The following is a 19,318-nucleotide window of genomic DNA, read 5'->3' on the forward strand; positions in this document are numbered from 1 at the left end:
TTAAATTATAATATTAAGACAATACTTTCTTTGCAATTTCCACCGATTCTTTTGCATCTTTTGCATAGAAATCAGCCCCTATTCTATCAGCTGATTCTGCTGTTAGTACTGCTCCACCAACAAATATTTTACCATTATAACCATCAATTCTTAAAGCCTTTATTGTTTCCTCCATGCTTCTAACTGTTGTTGTCATAAGAGCACTTAATCCAATCAAAGATACCTCATGCTTTTTAGCTTCTGAAACAACCGTTTCAATAGGTACATCTTTACCTAAATCTATCATTTCATATCCGTAGTTTTCTAAAATAACTTTTACTATATTCTTTCCTATATCATGAATATCACCTTTTACGGTTGCAATTATTATCTTACCCTTTGAGATAGATTCAGAGTTACTCTTAGCTATTTCAGCTTTTAGAACAGTAAATGCATTTTTTACAGTTTCCGCAGCTTGTATTAATTGAGGTAAGAATAATTCTCCCTTTTCATACTTATCTCCTACTACATCTAAAGCTGGAATTAAAAATTTGTTAACTATTTCAAGTTCTTTATATTCCTTTAAAAGCTCTATAGTTGCTTGTTTTGCTTCTTCTTTTAGCCCTTTAACAACTATATATTTCAAATCATGCTCTAAATTAGAATCATCTACATTATTTGAATTCTTACTATTCTTTGTAGTAGCTTCTCTATTTAAATCAATATTAGCATAATTTTTAATATAAACTTCTGCACTCTTATCGTGATTGTATAAAACATTATAAGAATCTATAACTCTAGTCATTCCACTTGCATTAGGGCTCATTATAGGCAAATCCAATCCATTTGCAAGTGCTAATGCTAAAAATGTCTCATTTATTAACTCTCTATTTGGAAGTCCAAAAGATATGTTAGAAACTCCAAGTACAGTTTTAACACCTAATTTTTCTTTTACCATTCTTACAGCTTTTAATGTTTCTTGAACCTCTTCTTGTTGCGCTGATACAGTAAGTACTAAGCAATCAATAAATACATCTTCTTTTTTTATTCCATATTCCGCTGCCCTCTTTACTATCTTTTCTGCTATTGCAAATCTCTCTTCTGCTTTAAGCGGAATCCCATTATCATCTAAAGTTAATCCAACAACACTTGCTCCATATTTTTTTACTAGAGGAAGTATTTTGTTTAAAACCTTCTCTTCCCCATTTACTGAATTTAATATAGGTTTTCCATTATAATATCTAAGTCCAGTTTCTATTGCTTCTACATCTGATGAATCTATTTGAAGAGGAATATCCATTATTCCTTGTATTTCTTTAACTACCTTATGCATCATCTTAGGCTCATCAATTTCAGGCAATCCCACATTAACATCCAAAATATGAGCACCGGCTTCTACTTGAGAAATAGCTTGCTTTAAAATATAATCTAAATCTTCATTTTTTAATGCTTCTTTAAATAATTTCTTACCAGTTGGATTAATTCTTTCACCTATTATTCTAACCCCATCTATTCTTACAACCTTTGATGGTGTACAAATTGCAGCATAATTTTTATTTTCTACAGGTTCAAGCTTTTTACCTTTTACGCGAACGCATAATTCTCTTATATAGTCTGGAGTTGTTCCACAACAACCACCAATTACTCTAACACCTAAATCAATAAGACCACACAAAGTATCTGCAAATTCTTCCTTTGTCACATCGAATTTTGTCTCATTTCCTATTGATAATGTTGGAAGACCTGCATTAGGTTGCACCATTACAGGAATATGTGCTAAATTACATATCTCTTCAATAATAGGCTTTAATTGTTTTGGTCCAAGTGAACAATTAACCCCAAGTGCATCTACTCCTAATCCTTCCAAAACCAATACCATAGCTTCTGGAGAACATCCTGTAAATGTTCTTGAATTTTCTTCAAACGTCATTGTAGCAAACACAGGTAATTCTGAATTTTCCTTTACTGCAAGTATTGCTGCCTTAAGTTCGTATAAATCAGTCATTGTCTCAAGTAAAATTATATCTACTCCAGATTTGACCCCTTGAACTACTTGCCGTTTGAAAATTTCATAAGCCCTATCAAAGCTTAGAGTTCCCATAGGTTCTAAAAGTTCCCCTATTGGTCCAATATCTAAAGCAATATATGTATTACCATTACCCTTTGCTTTTTTAGCAATAGAAACAGCAGCATCGACAACTTCTTCAACTTCTAAATTGCAAAGCTTCAATTTAAGTTCATTTGCTCCAAAAGTATTAGTTGTTATTACATTTGCTCCACTATCTATGTATTCTTTATGAATTTCTTCTATTATAGCTGGTTCGTTTAAATTTAAAACTTCTGGATTCTCTCCAAGCTTTAATCCCTTTTTTTGAAGCATTGTTCCCATTGCTCCATCAAATATTAATATGTTATTTTTTATATATTCCTTAAGCCCCACAACTTTCTCCCTCTTTCCTAAAACTACAATTTTCATAATTATTACATTCTTTGCAGCTCTTTTTTTTCTTTTCTATTCCACTATTCACTATTCCTATTATTGCTGTAACAGATTTCCTAGGAAATAACAAATTGTTTTCTGATACTGTAAGCCCTATTTTCTTTTGAGCATCTAATGCTCTTAAGAAAGCATTTTGAACATCTAAAGGTAAATCTCCATAACCTGGACTATATCTAAATGTTATATTCATTCCATCTAAAATAGCCTTTTCTTTAACACTATTTTCTACTATATCACAAACTTCTTCTACTGCTGTTGTAGCACAAGCATCTAATATTAATGCTTTTGTTAAGTTCGTTTTTTCATATAATCTTGTTTGTCTTTCAATGTCATTACCTAATGTTACTGCCATTAATACACATTCTGTTGAATTCTTTAAATGCTCTTTTATATCTTTGCCATTTAAAATCAAATTAGTAGTAATAACCTCTACTCCATCATCACTTATCTTTATATTTTTATAACTATAAATAACTCTAGGTGTTATTACTTTTTTTATTTCTTCTCTACATTCTTCAATTGTTTTATTTAGATTCTCATCTATATCTTGACCTTTGTAACCAAGGTATCTAAGTACCTCTTCTTTATTTATCTCAAGTTCAAAAGCATCCATCTATTGCTTCACCACCTTCCATTTTTGACAGTAACAAAAAAAGCCTAAAGGTATTCCTTTAGGCTTAACAGCTCTTAAACACCTTATCTATCAGTTCTTACACTGCAGGATTTAGCACCTTATATATTTTTATAAAAATACATCGGTTGCTGGGTTTCTTCGGGCCAGTCCCTCCACCACTCTTGATAAGTTCTTATATTTAGATTATTATATATTATAAAATTTTGTTTGTAAAGCATTTGCAAATGTTTAAAATACAAATTTACTTTTTTATCGTGTTTTTACTAATAATAAAATTATAGAAATAGCACTAAAAGTAAAACTCATTAACATTATGTAATTTACAACTTGCACAGTCGTAAATCCTTTTTTCTCTAATCTAAAATGTATTTGACTTCTATCTGCTTGATATACTGGTTTTCCTTCTGAAAATCTTTTAAAAATGACAAACAAGTTATCAAATATTGGCACTGCCAATGCTAATATTGGTATGAAAAGACTCATTACAGTTGCCGACTTAAATGCTCCATCTAATGCTGTAATACTTAAAATGAATCCTAAAAAGTTTGCTCCCGAATCTCCCATAAATACCCTTGCCGGAAATTTATTATAGTATAAAAATCCTAAAATAGCTCCAACTAATATTATGGATACTACTGCTGATTCAAATTGTGTTGATTCAGTTTGGTTTAATATTATTGCTGCTGCAAAAAATGTTATAGCAGATATTAAAGATAATCCTCCTGCTAATCCATCCATTCCATCAGACCAATTTATTACAGTTGTCACTCCAAATATCCAAGTTATTGTAAGCCCAAATTGTATTGTCTCATTTAATCTAATAAGTTCACCTGTAAATGGATTGGTAAATCCCGAAAAAATAAAATTTGCTTTAAAAACTAAAATTGCTGCTAACAATTGAATAACTAGTCTTGGGAATATAGGAAACTCTTTTCCCTTTGTCTTGTACCAGTCATCTATTAGTCCAATTAAAACTATCATTGTCGATGCTACAAACACAGTCAGTTGTTGCATTAACTCAACTTTTGCAAATATAAAATAGGAAACAAAAAAGCCTATATATAAAGCTATTCCACCACACAAAGGTGTTGGCTTTTTATGTTGTTTTCTTTTATTAGGCTTATCTGTAAATTGCAATTTATCAGATATTTTCATAAGAAAAGGCATGGTAATTAATGATGCTAAAAGTGAAACTACCATTGCTAATATATAATTCATCTGTATTACTCCTTAGTTAAGTCTATGGCAGTAAATTATATCCAAGTCTTCCACTTCATTTTACTACCTATTTGATTATACTATTAAAAATATTTTATATCAATTACAAAATTATTAAGGTTTAAATAGAATATTTCACCTTAAACATAAAAAAGTCGCTCCCAAAATGACTTTTAAAAAATCATTTTGGAGCAACTTCTGAGTGATGATTATCCTCTTTGTTCAATCATACTCTTAACTTTCATTAATCTAGTTATAGAAGCTCTTTCATTTTCATCTAATCTCATTCTAATATACTTTATAGTTTCCTCAAGATCTGGAATTGTTCTATATTCAAGAGCGTTAACTCGTCTTCTAGTCTTCTCAATTTCATCAGCCATAAGCTGACAAGATTTTTCTACTTCTGCAAGTTCTAGAAGCTGTGGAAGTATTCCATATAGTTTTGAAAGTGTATCGTCAAGTTCTGAAGAAGTATTTGCAAATCCGTAAGGATATATGCTTCCTTCATCTCCTTCAAGTTGCCTTTTGAAGTTCATTACAGGAACAGATACACTCATTATATTTTTTTCTTTAACATCAACTGTAATGTGTTCTTTAGGATAAACAATTGCTTCTTCTAAGAATTCAAAGCTCATTACAGCTCTTGCCATAACAAAATCTTTAAGTGAGCCTTCTAGCTTTTCTTCCACTTCTTTTCTAAGGTTATTATTATGTTTGACAAGATTAATAAATTGCCTCATTAACTCATCTTGCTTATCTTTTAAAAGCTTATGACTTCTAGTTGATGTAACTAATGTCTTTTTTAATTTAGAGAGTTCCATTCTAGTAGGATTGACGTTTAGCTTTGCCATAGACTATTCTTCCTCTCTTGGCATATATTTCTCAAGATATTCATCTCTAATTCTCTTAAGCTCAGATTTTGGAATCATCTTTAATAATTTCCATCCTAAGTCTAGAGTTTCTTCGATTGTTCTATTTGTATTAAAGCCTTGTGATATATATTCTGTTTCAAAAGCTTCTGCAAATTTAGCTAATTTTTTATCAGTATCTGACAGCGCTGATTCCCCTAAGATTGCTGATAATTCTTTTGCTTGCTTACCTTGAGAATATGATGCAAATAATTGATTCATAGTATCTGCATGATCTTCTCTAGTCTTTCCCTTTCCAATACCTTTATCTTTAAGTCTTGAAAGTGATGGCAACACATCTATAGGAGGCATTATACCCTTCTTATATAATTCTCTTGAAAGGATAATTTGACCTTCTGTAATATATCCAGTTAAATCTGGAATTGGATGAGTTTTATCATCTTCTGGCATTGTAAGTATTGGGATTTGAGTGATTGAACCTAGTTTTCCTTTTATTCTTCCTGCTCTTTCATATAATGTAGAAAGGTCAGTATATAAATATCCTGGGTATCCACGTCTTCCTGGAACTTCTTTTCTTGCTGCTGAAATTTCTCTTAATGCTTCTGCATAGTTTGTAATATCAGTCATTATAACAAGTACGTGCATTCCAAGTTCATAAGCTAAATATTCAGCTGTTGTAAGTGCCATTCTTGGAGTAGCTATTCTTTCAATAGCTGGGTCAGATGCAAGATTCATAAACAAAACTGATCTATCAATAGCGCCTGTTTCCTTAAATTCATCTACGAAAAATTGTGCTTCTTCGAAAGTTATACCTATAGCTGCGAATACAACTGCAAACTTAGAATCTGAGTTTAAAACTTTTGCTTGTTTTGCAATTTGTGCTGCAAGATAAGCATGTGGAAGTCCTGATCCTGAAAAAATAGGTAACTTTTGCCCTCTAACTAATGTATTAAGTCCATCAATAGCAGAAACACCTGTTTGAATAAATTCTGATGGATAATCTCTAGCCACTGGATTAATAGCTTCACCATTTATATCTAATCTTTTTTCAGGTATTATATTTGGACCATTGTCCTTAGGTCTACCCATACCATCAAAAACTCTACCTAACATATCTTCTGATACACCAATTTCAAGTGGCTTACCTAAAAATTTAACTTTAGTTCCTTTTAAGTTTATACCAGTAGATCCTTCAAAAATTTGAACCATTGCTTTTGATCCATTAATTTCAAGAACCTTTCCTCGCCGCATTTCACCAGTTTGTAATTCTATTTCCACTAGCTCATCATATTTAACGCCTTCAACACCTTCAACAATCATCAAAGGGCCAACAACTTCAGTAACTGTTTTATATTCCTTAATCATTTGCTACCCCTCCTTTGTTTATTAATTCATCAATTGCAGCTTTTAAATCTGCAGAAATTTGATCAATCTTATCCAAATCATTTTCATGTATGTATTTACTTCTTGCAATTCTATCTTTTAAATCTTCAAGAGATAAAATATCATTTAAATAAACCCCAGCTTCAAGAGCGATTTGCGCTTTTCTTTTATATTCCATAATAAGCTTTAACATCTTATATTGTTTATTTAATGAAGTATAAGTATCAACTTCATTGAAACTGTTTTGTTGCAAATAATCCTCTCTTATTGACTTAGCAACATCAAGTTTTAATCTATCCTTTTCAGAAAGTGAATCAACACCAACAAGTCTTACTATTTCTTGAAGACTAGCCTCTTCTTGAAGTAAAGTCATAGCCTCTAATCTTAAGCTACCAAAGTCTTCATGAACATTTTTATTCATCCACTTATCAACAGTATCTGCATATAATGAATATGAACTCAACCAATTAATTGCTGGAAAATGTCTTTGATAAGCAAGGTTAGCATCTAATCCCCAGAATACTTTAACAATTCTTAAGGTAGATTGTGAAACTGGTTCTGAAATATCTCCTCCTGGAGGTGATACCGCACCAATTGCTGTAATTGATCCAATTCGATTATCATTACCTAAACACTCAACCAATCCAGCTCTTTCATAATATTCAGCAATTCTTGATCCAAGATAAGCTGGATATCCTTCATCACCAGGCATTTCTTCAAGTCTACCAGACATTTCTCTTAAAGCTTCTGCCCATCTTGAAGTTGAGTCTGCCATAATTGATACTGAATATCCCATATCTCTGAAGTATTCAGCTATTGTAATACCTGTATATATTGAAGCTTCTCTAGCTGCAACTGGCATATTTGAAGTATTAGCTATAAGAACAGTTCTTTTCATTAAGCTTTCACCAGTTTTCGGATCAATTAATTCCGGAAACTCATTTAAAACGTCAGTCATTTCATTACCACGTTCTCCGCAACCAACATAAACAACTATTTCAGCGTCTCCCCATTTAGCAATTTGATGTTGAGTAACTGTTTTACCAGCTCCAAATGGACCTGGAATTGCAGCTGCTCCACCTTTTGCAACAGGGAAGAAAGTATCTATAACCCTTTGTCCTGTAAGCATTGGTTCAACCGGATTCATTTTTGAAGCATATGGTCTACCTTTTCTTACTGGCCATTTTTGCATTAAAGTTACTTCTCTATCACCATTTGTAGTTTCAACAACACAAATAGTTTCAGTAACTGTAAACTCGCCGTCTTTGATTTCCTTAATATTACCAAAAATACCTATTGGTACCATTATCTTTTGCAAAACAACAGCCGTTTCTTGAACTGTTCCAATAACATCTCCAGCTACAACTTCGTCTCCAACTTTTACAGTAGGATTAAACTTCCATTTTTTAATTCTATTTAACGATGGAACTGAGATACCCTTTTTTAAGAAATTAGACTGAGCTGCCTCCATAAATGCATCTAATGGTCTTTGTATTCCATCAAACATTGATTCAATAAGTCCTGGTCCAAGTTCAACGCTTAGTGGTTCTCCAGTAGTTACAACTGGATCTCCAGGTCCTACGCCTGATGTTTCTTCATATACTTGAATCGATGCTTTATCGCCTCTCATTTCAATGATTTCCCCGATAAGTCCATTTTGTCCAACCTTACAAACGTCATATATATTAGCTTCATCCATACCTTCAGCAACTACTAAAGGCCCTGAAACTTTAATTATCTTTCCAGTCTTCAACTTTTCAACCCCACCTTTCTATAAAATATTAACACCTACAGCTTTTTCTACGTTATCACTAATTTTTTGCATCCCTATATTTAATGTTCCTTGATTGCTCGGAATTAATATTATGGCAGGAAGCATTTTTCTAGTATATCTTTCAATGGTTTCTTGTATACCTTGAGCTACATGTTCAGTTACAAAGATAACTGCATAATCATCCATAGCTAATTTATCAACAGTTCTTTTAGCTTCATCAAATTCTCTTACTGGGAACACATCTATTCCTAAAGCTTTAAATGCTAAAACCGAGTCTCTATCTCCAACTACACCTATCTTCTTAGACATAACTCTCACGCAACCTTTCTCTTACTACTTCACTAGAAATATTATTGAGTTTGCCAACCATTATAATTCTTATGATTTTTAGTTCTGTTTCTTTAGCATAAATATAAGCAAGAATCGGTTCAACACCAAAAGGTATGATTTTTGCATTTTTCATCATATCCATTATATAATTATCAACTAATTTTTCAAGCAAACTTACTGAACTTGTTTGTGTATAATACTCAATACCATTTTTTACAAACTCAGCATAATCACTAGAGGCAAGTTTAGTAGATATATTTTGAACCGAATCATTTAGCATACCTAAAAGTTTATCTTTATCTATAGATCCACCTTCAATAATAACTAATGCAAAAAAATTTCTACCTTTATTTTGCTTTTTTACTCTTAAAAGAGTTTTTAAATTTGTAGAGTCAATAAGTGCTACTACATATTTATCAATAAAAGCATCTTTTATTTCATTCTTAATTTGTATTATTGCTTTAAACATATATTTATCTAAAATAATATCAATCATTTGAGGATCTTTAGTATTTTCAAATTCATATGTAGCTTTTTCAATAGCTGCTCTCATAACTAAAGGTAAATCTCCCATATCATCATTTTCTATTGAGTTCTTTAATTTTGAAACTTCAATAGATCCAACAGGAATTAGCAAATAAGATAAATCTTTTTTAAGAAACATACCTTTTAAAATTACTTTTATGTTTTGATAATCATACTTAATACTCATTAAGTCAACAAGAGCTTTTATTGGACTTATGTCATACATTACATTAAACAATCTTTTCAATTCTTCACTTAATACTATTTCATAATCCTGTGCTCTTTTAACATTGCTCAAAAAAATTCCATACTCTGTTTCTTGAAGCACTTTTAAAGCTTCATCTGCAGAATTTGAATCAATCATTCTGTCAATTTTTGATTTATCAAGGAGTTTTGTCTCATATACTCTAATTCTTGGTATAACTTGACTAAATATCATTTTATCCATTAGTTAGCCTCCTTAATTAAACAGCATGATTGCTACATCGATGCTTAAATCATCCTTTAATGAATTAACTAAAGCTTCAAAAGTATTATTTATTTCTATGCCATCTTTCTCTAATATAAATCCACCTTTGAAATTTCTAGTTTCTTCACTTAGAATTACACTTGCCTTTGCTCCAAGTTCCTTATTTATTACAGCTAAGAAAGTTTTATTAATAATTTTCTTACTAGAATCATTTAAAATTATATTTTGTTCTCCTACAATATCACTATTTAATATTGATTCTTTAACAAATTCTTTAAAATCATCTTTTGACAAATTACAAAGAGTTTCTATACTGCTTTCAAAAATTTCTCTTATAACTTCTTGCTTTGCTTCTAGTTTTTCATTTCTTGCTTGCAATTTTGCACCTGAAATTATTCTTTCTTTTCTTGAAACAGCTTCTCTTTCAGCTTTTTCTATAATAATCTTTTCAGCAGTGCTAGCTTCTACTTGTTTCTTGCTAAGTATTCTATTTTTTTCCTTTTCAGCTGTTTGTATTATAACTTCTTTTTTGTCTTCTGCATCTTTTATTATTTTAGAAGTTAAATTATTTATGTTAGACATTATATTCACATCCTAATCTTAGGCATATTTAAAATATTCGCAAAATATACATCGCATCTTTGACTCACTATTTTTTAATATACCTTATTTAAATACACCATTTACTAATAAGAATGATACAACGAATCCAAGTAGTGCATATGTTTCAACCATTGCTGCAAGAACAAGTCCCTTAGTTGTGTGTTCTGGTTTTTTTGCTAATATTTGCATACCAGCTGCAGATACTTTACCTTGAGCAATTCCTGACCATAATCCTGCTATAGCTATTGGCATACATGCAAATAATAAATACATACCTTGGGCAACTGTTGTTTCTGGACTTAATTTAAAAAATACAAGTAATCCTATAACAAATCCATAAAGACCTTGTGTACCTGGTAATAATTGAAGAATTAATGCTTTACCAAATTTTTCTGGTTGCTCACATAATAATCCAGCAGCAGCCTCACCTGCTATACCAACACCTTTAGCTGATCCTATACCTGACATTCCAACAGCTAACGCTACCCCTAATGCCCCTAAAATAAATCCTCCGTTATTGTCCATAAGAAACTGAATTAAACTCATTTCCATTTTTAATTTCCTCCTAATCTCTTTTTAAATTAATATATTTGTTTGTTGTTTCAAATGGTTTAAATGCTCTTCCCCCACCATCATAAAACTTTGAAAAGTATTCAACATAAGTAAGTCTAAGTGTATGAACATATCCACTTAATAATGATAATAATAAATTTACAGTTTGGAATATTATAAATAATAATGGTCCTATAATAAATATTCCAATTGGCCCTGGAACCATTTTTATAATCATATTAATGGCACCCGCTATAGAACCTCCTGATAAACCTATGGCCATAAGTCTTGTATATGATACTAAATCACCTAAATAACTTGTAATTCCATATAGTTCATAGAGTCCTTGACCTATTTTACCGCCTATTGATTCTGCAGCTCTTCCTTGAGTAACTACTATAAGTACTGCACCTATTATTGCTCCAATAATACATATTGTTTTGAGTATTGGAATATTTAGCATTGATCCTGCCCCAATTCCACCGAGAGACAATAAAGTTATAGCCCAAGATCCTACATCCATAAGTGCTTCTAATGGTTTACCCACCTTAATTAATACGTACGCTTTTATTCCGAGTCCAAAAAATATTTGTATAACTCCAAATACAAGTGACAATACTAATATGGTCATAAAATCTTTTCCTGTATCAATTAAGCCTTTGAATTTAATCAAATTACCAAAGACTGATCCATACATTAAACCAAATAAAATGGTAGGAAAACTCAAGTACATGAAAAATTTAACCATTTTCTTCATTGCATCATCGAAATGGAAGAATTTAAGTGCTAAAAGAGTTCCTATTAACATTAATAATCCATAGCCTGCATCTGCAACCATCATTCCAAAGAATATCAAGTAAAACGGTGTAACAAGTGGCGTTGGATCTATATCGTTATACTTAGGTAAGCTATACATTCCTGTTACAGCCTCAAATGATTCATTTAAATCATTATTTTCTAGCAATATAGGAACCTGGTCAATTTCTTCTTCTTTTACATCTTCAAAATTTAAATAATAATCATCACCTAATACGTCTTTAGCTATTGTAGTAAATTTTTGATTTTGATTAATTGGTACCCAACCTTGTATAACAGAAGTACTTTCTGTTTTCAAGAAGTTACTACTAATAGTCTTTCTAGAAACTAAATTGTTATAATATTCATAAACTAAATGAATAATTTTTAATTGTTCCTCAAACCCAGCTAGTTTTTCTTTTAATATAAATTTATTTGCATCAATTAGCGAAATTCTTTCATTATAATCATAAATTAACTTTAAAGGTGTTTCTTCTTCTTCAAACTTAAAAGGAGTAAATCCAATTCTTTTAAGTGCATCTTCTACTACTTTTTCATTATCTTTATTAGTTAACATAAAAAAATATGTATCCTGATCATCTTTAGATACTATTTCTAAATAACAATCATTTAATTCTATGTTAAGTGTTTCTTCATATTTAGTTTCAACACTTCCCAAAAAATAAGAAGTTTTATCTAAATCTTTCAAAACTCCTAAAGGTGAATCAAAAGCTTCATAGGGCTTTAAACTTTGAACACTCCCTTTTAATTTTGTCTCTTCATTTTCTAGTGCTACTAGTTCATCATCTTTTTGTTTTACTTCTTCATATATTTCTTTCCAGTTGCTGCCTAAAGCTTTAGTTTCAAGTTCTGGCATAGTTAAAGAAAGCTTTTCTTGACATAAAGACTTTATTAATGATTTTTTAGGCACATATTTCTCCAAAAACTGCATTGTAAATTTAACTTTTGATAATTGATCTTCCCACTTTGCTATATCAGAGTCAACTTGATCCATATTTAAATTTCTAAGAACATCATTATTTTCTAGTAGCTTTTCATCTTGTAGATTAATAAACTCAGCATTTGAAAATGCTTGCAGAGCCCCAAGTAGTTCATCTTTCTTTGATTCAAAGGCTAACAAAGTGAATTTATTCATTTTAACTATTGCCATGAATTTTCACTATCCTCTCAGCCACTAATTTAACAGCATCATTTTTTTTATCTACAGCTACATTGAGTATATCTTCACATTCTTTTTTGCCTTTTTCTAAAATATTGCCGGCTGACGTTTTACCGTTATCAATAGCTTCATTAATAATCTCATTTGCTTTATCTTTTGCCTTAAGCATAACATCATCATACTGATTCTGCGATTTTTCTATAGCTTTTTGAACAATATCTTTTGCCTCTGAAGTTGCACTTTTAACAATTTCTTCAGCCTTAGTTTCAGAATTTTTAATTTCTTTTATTGCTTCTAATGCCAAAATATCACCTCCCGTTTATGTCTCAGTCATATAATTGTAAAAATAAAAGTAATCAATGCTTTATATAGTATTAATTACGTCATAGACTTTATTATACACTTTTCTACTATTTTTTTCAATATTTTAAACCTTAAGATGAAAATCGATTTATTTTAGTAACTATTCAGTCAAGAATATAACTTTTGGGCAATAATTGATACTTGTAAAAATTGTGGAAATTATGGTATTATCAAAAATAAACGTATTTATTATAATTTACGTAGATTCGAGGTAATACATGATTAAATTTGAAAGAAATACAGAACTAGATATAGCAATGAAGAATCTTATACTATCCATGGTGGATGTGAATGACTACATCACATCTATTCTTGATTATACGGAGAAGGTTCTTACTCCGCAGAAAGAAAAAGAACTGATAAAAATACTAAAAAAATACCATGTTCCTTATGATGGGTTGAAATACGATTTGAAAATCCTAACTGAGAATCCGTATTATAAGGAAATCAAACTTGACAGCGTGTATTCCGAGACCGTCAGGTATGAGAAAGCCACCATTAAGAAAAGAACTTTAATTCCTATGAACTTCCATAAACCCATGGGAAAATACCTGTTCCACCAACATCCCATCGGATACTTTGACACAGACATTGATTTGCCAGTCCTAAAAGAAGGCAGTAATAAAGTATGGATGTCCCCTGCCATCAGTGAAATAGAAAGCATGGGAGATGGAATTGAAAAAGGGCATGGGAAATGTATGACTATGGGACTTGGCATCGGTGTCCTCCCATATCTTTGGCTACTAAAAGACGAGGTAGAAAGTGTAACCATAGTTGAATTAAACCAGGACGTCATCGATTTGTTTGAAAAGTACATCAGACCGCAGTTTAAAACTGATAAGAAACTTGAAGTCATTCATGGCAATGCTTTTGACTACTACAATGAAGAGTTCCTGAACCAGTTCGATTATGTGTATGTGGACTTTTGGGAATCTACTGAAGATGGTTTAGAATTTTACACAAAACTTATGGAGAAGAAGATAAACTTCCCTCATATGGACTTTTGGATAGAAGACTCCATGCTCTACGACCTTAAATACATTATAGCCCCATACCTTTATACCGTGTATGAAGGCAAAGACATAATCGATTTTATCTCTTCCATTGACGTAGATTCTAAGAAATTCGCAAAAAAAGTAAACAGGTACTTCAAAACAAGAAATGACGTCATAAGAACGGAAGATGAATTGCTTAATCTCATACATGATAAAGATGTTTTGAGAGAGATACTCGGACAATAGAATAAAGAGGGTTCTCAGTTCTTTAGCACTTAGAACTCCTTATCCTGTGAAAAAAACACCTTGGCCATTAATATTTATATGCCAGGGTGTTAATTTTCTGCAATTACGCATAATTCACAAAATTCTACTAATGCACAAATAAAGAAAGTTGTTTATATAAATATAGATACCCATATCAACATTTTGTCTAACAGAGTCTTATTAAAACTTCATTAAAGGACTTCTTTAAATATTCATAATCTTCTCCTGGAAGTCCTGCTATCAAATACCTTAAGCATCTTAAATTTATCGTAATTTAATATTATTGAACCATTCAATTGTTGCTTTTCCATGCTCTTTGGGAATCTTATTACTAACTTGTTCATGTAGCCATCCTAAAGTCTTATTATTCAAATACTGTCTCATCTGGTCTTCCGCTTCTAACATTACAACTTTTATTAAGCAAGGACATTTTGTATATGTATCAGGTAAGTTATTTTTATCTAATAATATCTCTTTTTGCCTAATCTCTGCACATTGAAATAACGGGGTCGTCCCCTCTACTGCCTCGACTATATCCCAAAATGTTATGTTTTTAGGAAGACGTGCTAACTCATATCCCCCATTAACACCTGGAATTGACTTCACAATCTCTGCTTTCCTTAATTTTGTATATACTTTTGATAAATAAGTTTCTGAAACTCCTTGAAATGCAGCTAAATCTTTAATTCCAACAGCCTTTCCTGATGGAATATCCACCATATATAATAAACAATGTAATGCATACTCTACTCCTATGGAAAATTGCAATACAATCAACCTCCTTGTAACAAGATAATCTTTCCACATAATACTTCATTATTTTTTATTAGTCAATATATACGATTTAATTATAGATAATATTTATCCTTAATATACTTATTAGTTATTGACTTTTCTAAAAAGCCAACATATAATAATTATAGACAATGCTTATCCACGATATTCATTATCCACAATAATTATATGTATTGTTTAATAAATTTTTAGGAGGAAATATATAATGCTTACAGATAAGTTTTTTGATGTAATAAAAAAAGAAGGTGTGGTTTCAATAGTATCATGGGGGGTAGATGAACCACATATGGTTAACACTTGGAACTCATATTTAGTTGTAACATCTGATGAAAGAATTTTAATTCCTGCATATGCAATGAATAGAACAGAAAAAAATGTAAATCAAAATAATAAAGTAAAGATTGCTTTAGGTAGTAAAGAAGTTTTAGGTTATAAAGATTACCAAGGAACAGGCTTCGCCATTGAAGGTACTGCAAAATACCTCGCATCAGGTTCAGAATTTGATATGATGAAGAAAAAGTTTTCTTTTTTAACTAGGGTTTTAGAGATAACAGTTACATCAGCAAAGCAAATGCTTTAAATTTTGTATTTTATTAACTAATCTAACGCTCTGTCAAAAAAACTTTGAAATATAATAAAATATTAATCATCGTATATCTTAAAGATTTTTTCAACAATATTAAAGAAATTAAAGCGACTATGCCAAATTTAAAATTTGGCATATCTGCTTTTCTTCAATTGTGAGATAGCGGCTGCACACTCCTGGACATTGTGCCCCTTGAATATATAAGTGAAACTTTATATATTCTGCAAATAAACATACTCATTATTATTGTTAAACACATAATATGAATCTTCTTCTATTGTCTCATTGCTTGAAATATACTTTTCTAAATTGATACCGAATTTTTCCAAATGATATTCTTTAAATGAATATTGTTCTCTTAGTTTTTCTTTAATGCTCTTTTCTTCTTCTTTTTCCATATCACTTCTTAAAAACTCTGGTAATCCACGTTTTTTGTTAAATATTAAATAATTAAATCTAACTATTTCATTTAAATATTTATTACTATCATTTAATACAGTTTCATTAAAATCTAAAAATACTTTATAATACTCTGCATTCCCAATATTTCTATTAAAGTATCCTTTATTTTCAAAGAACATTCCTAAACTATAATAAAAATCAAAAGGTTTCTCAAATTTTCCCTCAAAATATTTAATTATGTAATTAAATTTTAGAGAATTATAATATTTATCTACCATCTCTTCTACTTTTTTAAGCTTTAACAGCTCTTCATATGAGAGCTTATCTGTTTTCAAAATTTCATATGGTGGATATGGTGAATATTCCATTCCGTATTTATCTGATTCTTCTCTCATAGAAGAACCTTTTAATAGTTTTAAAAAGCCAAGTTGGATTTCCTCTGGTTTTATTTCATACATATCATTAAAAGACTTTTTAAAAGAGTCATAATCTTCTCCTGGAAGTCCTGCTATCAAATCTAAATGCTGGTCTATATTTTTTAATGACTCAATTTCTAAAACTTTTTCTTTTATATCACTAAAATTAACAAATCTATTTATATTTTTTAAAACATCATCATTTGTTGTTTGTACTCCAACTTCAAATCTAAATCTCCCCTTTGGAGCATTTGCTAAAAGTTTTATTTCTTCATCCTTTAATATATCTGCTGATATTTCAAAATGAAATTGAGTATTTGTATCTTGTTTTATTAAGAAGTCCCATATTGCCATAGCAAATTTAGAATTGCAATTAAATGTACGATCAACAAATTTGACTAATCTAACTTTTTTATTTATAAAATACATTAAGTCATTTAAAACTCTATCAATATCTAAAAATCTAACTCCATGACTTGTAGATGAAAGGCAATATTTACAATTAAACGGGCAACCCCTTGAAGCTTCATAATATACAATTTTATTACTTAGATCTTCATCTTCTTCATAGGGAAATGCTATTTCATCCATAGACATAAGTGGTCGCTTTTCATTAGAATAAACTACGTTGTCAACTTTATAATGAAGCCCCTTAACATTTTCTAATTTTATTTTTCCTAGTTTATATAAAATAAAATCTCTATAACTTTTTTCGCCTTCCCCCTCAATAACATATTCTCCTACATTGTTATTAAGAAAAGTTCTTGAATCAAAAGAAACTTCTGGTCCACCATAAAGAATTTCTATTTTGGGATTTACTCGTTTTATTAAATTAGAAACTCTTGAAATAAGTTCAACATTCCAAATATAAGTTGAAAATGCAACAATATCTGGCTTTTCTTTAATTATTTCTTCTAATATTCTTTCTTCTCTATCATTTATAGTTAATTCTTTTATCTTAGCTTCATAATCAAGATCCTTTGTAAAATTCTTCAAATATCTAACAGCTAAATTGCTGTGAATAAATTTAGAATCAATTGCTGTAATCAGTACCTTCATATTTAATTTTCTCCTCTTCGTTAACTTTTGTGCCTATTTTTTTGCCTTTTATAAAAAAAACATCTTCCCATGCTTTAGTTTCCTCTATTTCGAAATATTTTTCAAGGATTTTTTTTATTTCTTCAATATTTGAGCTTAAAAGGACATTTAAATTTCTAAATGTAAATTCTTTAATTTTCTCATTAGGCAATATAACCTTTATTTTATTATTAAACACCTTTCCCCTTTCCTTATTTATATCCCAAATAAATATTTCGCCAAATTCTTTTAAATATGAACTTATTTCCTTAATTAATTTTTCTTTTTCTATGCTAGTCCATATCTTGTTTAAATCAAAGAAAAATGTGCATGCATCATATTTTCGTTCTTTCAATTCTATCTTAGTATCACTAGATACATAATCTAAAGATAATTCGTCCTCCGCTTCCTTTGATATATTATATATAATCCCAAAGTTTTTTTCTCCAACATCTAATATATCTCCTTCCAAAATAACATCTTCCAAATCAATTACTAATGTTTTCCCCATAACGTCCCCTCCATCTTATTAATTAAATTTAGCTCATATCCAAAAATTACTTTATAAATATATTTTAACATTTATTTCCATAATAATGAATATATCTCGAAAAGTTAATAAAGTGAAAACATTTGAATTAGTAGAAATATAGTGTTTGACTCCATGTTATAATTTAAGTGATATACATTTAACAACGTATTAAATATCTTATTTAAACAAGGGAGGAATTAGATGACAAAAAAAAGCAACAAAATTTTAATTAAACTTAGTAGAGTCTTCTTTATGATATTAGGCTCAATTTTAGCAGCAATGGCTCTTGAAATATTTTTAATACCTAATAATATAATTGATGGTGGAATAACTGGAATATCAATAATGGCAAGTCACTTAACCAGTATTCAATTAGGGGTATTTATAGTGGTATTAAATTTACCTTTTGTAATTATAGGTTACAGACAAATAGGTAAGACCTTTGCTCTTTCAACTATATTTTCAGTAATATGTTTTTCAATAGGTGTAACTTTACTACATCCGGTTTCAGGTGTAACACAAGATACACTTCTAGCCACTATATTTGGAGGCATTATATTAGGAGTGGGTGTAGGTTTAATTATAAGAAATGGTGGTTCTTTGGATGGAACAGAAATTGTTGCTATTCTTCTAGAAAAAAAAAGTGCATTTTCTATTGGAGAAATAGTTATGTTTATTAATTTCTTTATATTAGGAATTTCAGGTTTTTTATTTGGTTGGGATAGGGCCATGTATTCTTTAATAGCATATTTTATTGCATTTAAGACTATAGATATAACTGTTGAAGGTCTTGAAGAATCAAAAGCGGTAATTATTGTTTCTGATAAGAATAGTGATATTTCTAAAGCAATAATGGATAGGCTTGGCAGAGGAATTACTTTATTAGATGGAAAAGGTGCTTATAGTGGTTATGAAACAGATGTTATCTATGTAGTTATATCAAGGCTCGAGGTGGCAAAATTAAAAAATATTGTATCTGATTTTGATGAACATGCTCTAATTACAATCACAAGCGTTGAAGGTACTGGTAAAAAGTATGCAAAAAAAGCAATACATTAACATTTACTATAAAAT

18 protein-coding genes and 1 riboswitch are annotated in these 19,318 nt (G+C 30.1%); of the genes, 3 read left to right on the forward strand and 15 right to left on the reverse strand.

Going from position 1 to position 19,318, the window contains the following annotated elements; all coding sequences use genetic code 11:
- Positions 1 to 13: 13 nt before the first annotated feature.
- From psyc5s11_RS17990 to psyc5s11_RS18045, 12 genes are all read right to left on the reverse strand, one after another.
- Complete coding sequence (locus psyc5s11_RS17990) at positions 14 to 2,419, reverse strand: homocysteine S-methyltransferase family protein (protein WP_224038222.1); 2,406 nt, start codon at positions 2,417 to 2,419, stop codon at positions 14 to 16.
- A complete protein-coding gene (locus psyc5s11_RS17995) occupies positions 2,409 to 3,092 on the reverse strand; it encodes a vitamin B12 dependent-methionine synthase activation domain-containing protein (RefSeq protein WP_224033860.1) in 684 nt (227 codons plus the stop codon). The genes psyc5s11_RS17990 and psyc5s11_RS17995 overlap by 11 nt, the downstream gene beginning before the upstream one ends.
- A gap of 80 nt (positions 3,093 to 3,172) precedes the next feature.
- A riboswitch (SAM riboswitch) is annotated at positions 3,173 to 3,284 on the reverse strand.
- Between the two features lie 78 nt (positions 3,285 to 3,362).
- The gene (locus psyc5s11_RS18000) at positions 3,363 to 4,331 is read right to left on the reverse strand and encodes an MraY family glycosyltransferase (protein WP_224033861.1); all 969 of its coding nucleotides are present in this window, start codon (positions 4,329 to 4,331) and stop codon (positions 3,363 to 3,365) included.
- Between the two features lie 209 nt (positions 4,332 to 4,540).
- Positions 4,541 to 5,182 carry a V-type ATP synthase subunit D gene (locus tag psyc5s11_RS18005; RefSeq protein WP_224033862.1) on the reverse strand — a complete coding sequence of 214 codons (642 nt, stop codon included), beginning with the start codon at positions 5,180 to 5,182 and terminating at the stop codon, positions 4,541 to 4,543.
- Between the two features lie 3 nt (positions 5,183 to 5,185).
- On the reverse strand, positions 5,186 to 6,565 hold the full coding sequence (locus psyc5s11_RS18010) for a V-type ATP synthase subunit B (protein WP_224033863.1): 1,380 nt from the start codon (positions 6,563 to 6,565) through the stop codon (positions 5,186 to 5,188).
- The gene (locus tag psyc5s11_RS18015) at positions 6,558 to 8,336 is read right to left on the reverse strand and encodes a V-type ATP synthase subunit A (RefSeq protein WP_224033864.1); all 1,779 of its coding nucleotides are present in this window, start codon (positions 8,334 to 8,336) and stop codon (positions 6,558 to 6,560) included. Before psyc5s11_RS18015 ends, psyc5s11_RS18010 begins: the two co-directional genes overlap by 8 nt.
- Before the next feature lie 18 nt (positions 8,337 to 8,354).
- Positions 8,355 to 8,666 (reverse strand): V-type ATP synthase subunit F, encoded by a 312-nt coding sequence (locus tag psyc5s11_RS18020; RefSeq protein ID WP_224033865.1) that lies wholly within the window; start codon positions 8,664 to 8,666, stop codon positions 8,355 to 8,357.
- Positions 8,659 to 9,660, reverse strand: coding sequence for a V-type ATP synthase subunit C (locus tag psyc5s11_RS18025; RefSeq protein ID WP_224033866.1), 1,002 nt, complete (start codon positions 9,658 to 9,660; stop codon positions 8,659 to 8,661). The genes psyc5s11_RS18020 and psyc5s11_RS18025 overlap by 8 nt, the downstream gene beginning before the upstream one ends.
- A gap of 12 nt (positions 9,661 to 9,672) precedes the next feature.
- Positions 9,673 to 10,263 carry a V-type ATP synthase subunit E gene (locus tag psyc5s11_RS18030; RefSeq protein WP_224033867.1) on the reverse strand — a complete coding sequence of 197 codons (591 nt, stop codon included), beginning with the start codon at positions 10,261 to 10,263 and terminating at the stop codon, positions 9,673 to 9,675.
- Between the two features lie 84 nt (positions 10,264 to 10,347).
- Positions 10,348 to 10,836 carry a V-type ATP synthase subunit K gene (locus tag psyc5s11_RS18035; RefSeq protein WP_224033868.1) on the reverse strand — a complete coding sequence of 163 codons (489 nt, stop codon included), beginning with the start codon at positions 10,834 to 10,836 and terminating at the stop codon, positions 10,348 to 10,350.
- 13 nt (positions 10,837 to 10,849) lie between these two features.
- Entirely contained in the window at positions 10,850 to 12,802 is a 1,953-nt protein-coding gene (locus psyc5s11_RS18040) for a V-type ATP synthase subunit I (RefSeq protein ID WP_224033869.1), read from the reverse strand.
- Positions 12,789 to 13,115, reverse strand: a complete 327-nt coding sequence (locus psyc5s11_RS18045) for an ATPase (RefSeq protein WP_224033870.1) — start codon at positions 13,113 to 13,115, stop codon at positions 12,789 to 12,791. Before psyc5s11_RS18045 ends, psyc5s11_RS18040 begins: the two co-directional genes overlap by 14 nt.
- A 277-nt stretch (positions 13,116 to 13,392) precedes the next feature.
- On the opposite strand from psyc5s11_RS18045, the gene psyc5s11_RS18050 reads away from it, so the two are divergent.
- Positions 13,393 to 14,415, forward strand: a complete 1,023-nt coding sequence (locus psyc5s11_RS18050; RefSeq protein WP_224033871.1) for a spermine/spermidine synthase domain-containing protein — start codon at positions 13,393 to 13,395, stop codon at positions 14,413 to 14,415.
- A gap of 285 nt (positions 14,416 to 14,700) precedes the next feature.
- On the opposite strand, the gene psyc5s11_RS18055 is transcribed toward psyc5s11_RS18050, so the two are convergent.
- The gene (locus tag psyc5s11_RS18055) at positions 14,701 to 15,204 is read right to left on the reverse strand and encodes an RrF2 family transcriptional regulator (RefSeq protein WP_224033872.1); all 504 of its coding nucleotides are present in this window, start codon (positions 15,202 to 15,204) and stop codon (positions 14,701 to 14,703) included.
- Between the two features lie 232 nt (positions 15,205 to 15,436).
- Between psyc5s11_RS18055 and psyc5s11_RS18060 the strand changes: the two genes are divergently transcribed.
- On the forward strand, positions 15,437 to 15,811 hold the full coding sequence (locus psyc5s11_RS18060; protein ID WP_224033873.1) for a pyridoxamine 5'-phosphate oxidase family protein: 375 nt from the start codon (positions 15,437 to 15,439) through the stop codon (positions 15,809 to 15,811).
- Positions 15,812 to 16,029: 218 nt separating this feature from the next.
- On the opposite strand, the gene psyc5s11_RS18065 is transcribed toward psyc5s11_RS18060, so the two are convergent.
- A complete protein-coding gene (locus psyc5s11_RS18065) occupies positions 16,030 to 17,694 on the reverse strand; it encodes a B12-binding domain-containing radical SAM protein (protein WP_224033874.1) in 1,665 nt (554 codons plus the stop codon).
- Positions 17,669 to 18,223, reverse strand: a complete 555-nt coding sequence (locus psyc5s11_RS18070; RefSeq protein WP_224033875.1) for a hypothetical protein — start codon at positions 18,221 to 18,223, stop codon at positions 17,669 to 17,671. Before psyc5s11_RS18070 ends, psyc5s11_RS18065 begins: the two co-directional genes overlap by 26 nt.
- A gap of 222 nt (positions 18,224 to 18,445) precedes the next feature.
- On the opposite strand from psyc5s11_RS18070, the gene psyc5s11_RS18075 reads away from it, so the two are divergent.
- Complete coding sequence (locus psyc5s11_RS18075) at positions 18,446 to 19,303, forward strand: YitT family protein (RefSeq protein WP_224033876.1); 858 nt, start codon at positions 18,446 to 18,448, stop codon at positions 19,301 to 19,303.
- Positions 19,304 to 19,318: the final 15 nt, after the last annotated feature.

The organism is Clostridium gelidum (assembly GCF_019977655.1).
In the GTDB taxonomy this organism is placed as follows: Bacteria; Bacillota; Clostridia; order Clostridiales; family Clostridiaceae; genus Clostridium; species Clostridium gelidum.

Coding starts and splice junctions, on each gene's coding strand:
- psyc5s11_RS18070 (WP_224033875.1), bottom strand. CDS start 18,223: ATGGGGAAAACATTAGTAATTGATTTGGAAGATGTTATTTTGGAAGGA.
- psyc5s11_RS18035 (WP_224033868.1), bottom strand. CDS start 10,836: ATGGAAATGAGTTTAATTCAGTTTCTTATGGACAATAACGGAGGATTT.
- psyc5s11_RS18065 (WP_224033874.1), bottom strand. CDS start 17,694: ATGAAGGTACTGATTACAGCAATTGATTCTAAATTTATTCACAGCAAT.
- psyc5s11_RS18040 (WP_224033869.1), bottom strand. CDS start 12,802: ATGGCAATAGTTAAAATGAATAAATTCACTTTGTTAGCCTTTGAATCA.
- psyc5s11_RS18060 (WP_224033873.1), top strand. CDS start 15,437: ATGCTTACAGATAAGTTTTTTGATGTAATAAAAAAAGAAGGTGTGGTT.
- psyc5s11_RS18075 (WP_224033876.1), top strand. CDS start 18,446: ATGACAAAAAAAAGCAACAAAATTTTAATTAAACTTAGTAGAGTCTTC.
- psyc5s11_RS17995 (WP_224033860.1), bottom strand. CDS start 3,092: ATGGATGCTTTTGAACTTGAGATAAATAAAGAAGAGGTACTTAGATAC.
- psyc5s11_RS18005 (WP_224033862.1), bottom strand. CDS start 5,182: ATGGCAAAGCTAAACGTCAATCCTACTAGAATGGAACTCTCTAAATTA.
- psyc5s11_RS18020 (WP_224033865.1), bottom strand. CDS start 8,666: ATGTCTAAGAAGATAGGTGTAGTTGGAGATAGAGACTCGGTTTTAGCA.
- psyc5s11_RS18050 (WP_224033871.1), top strand. CDS start 13,393: ATGATTAAATTTGAAAGAAATACAGAACTAGATATAGCAATGAAGAAT.
- psyc5s11_RS18010 (WP_224033863.1), bottom strand. CDS start 6,565: ATGATTAAGGAATATAAAACAGTTACTGAAGTTGTTGGCCCTTTGATG.
- psyc5s11_RS18025 (WP_224033866.1), bottom strand. CDS start 9,660: ATGGATAAAATGATATTTAGTCAAGTTATACCAAGAATTAGAGTATAT.
- psyc5s11_RS18030 (WP_224033867.1), bottom strand. CDS start 10,263: ATGTCTAACATAAATAATTTAACTTCTAAAATAATAAAAGATGCAGAA.
- psyc5s11_RS18000 (WP_224033861.1), bottom strand. CDS start 4,331: ATGAATTATATATTAGCAATGGTAGTTTCACTTTTAGCATCATTAATT.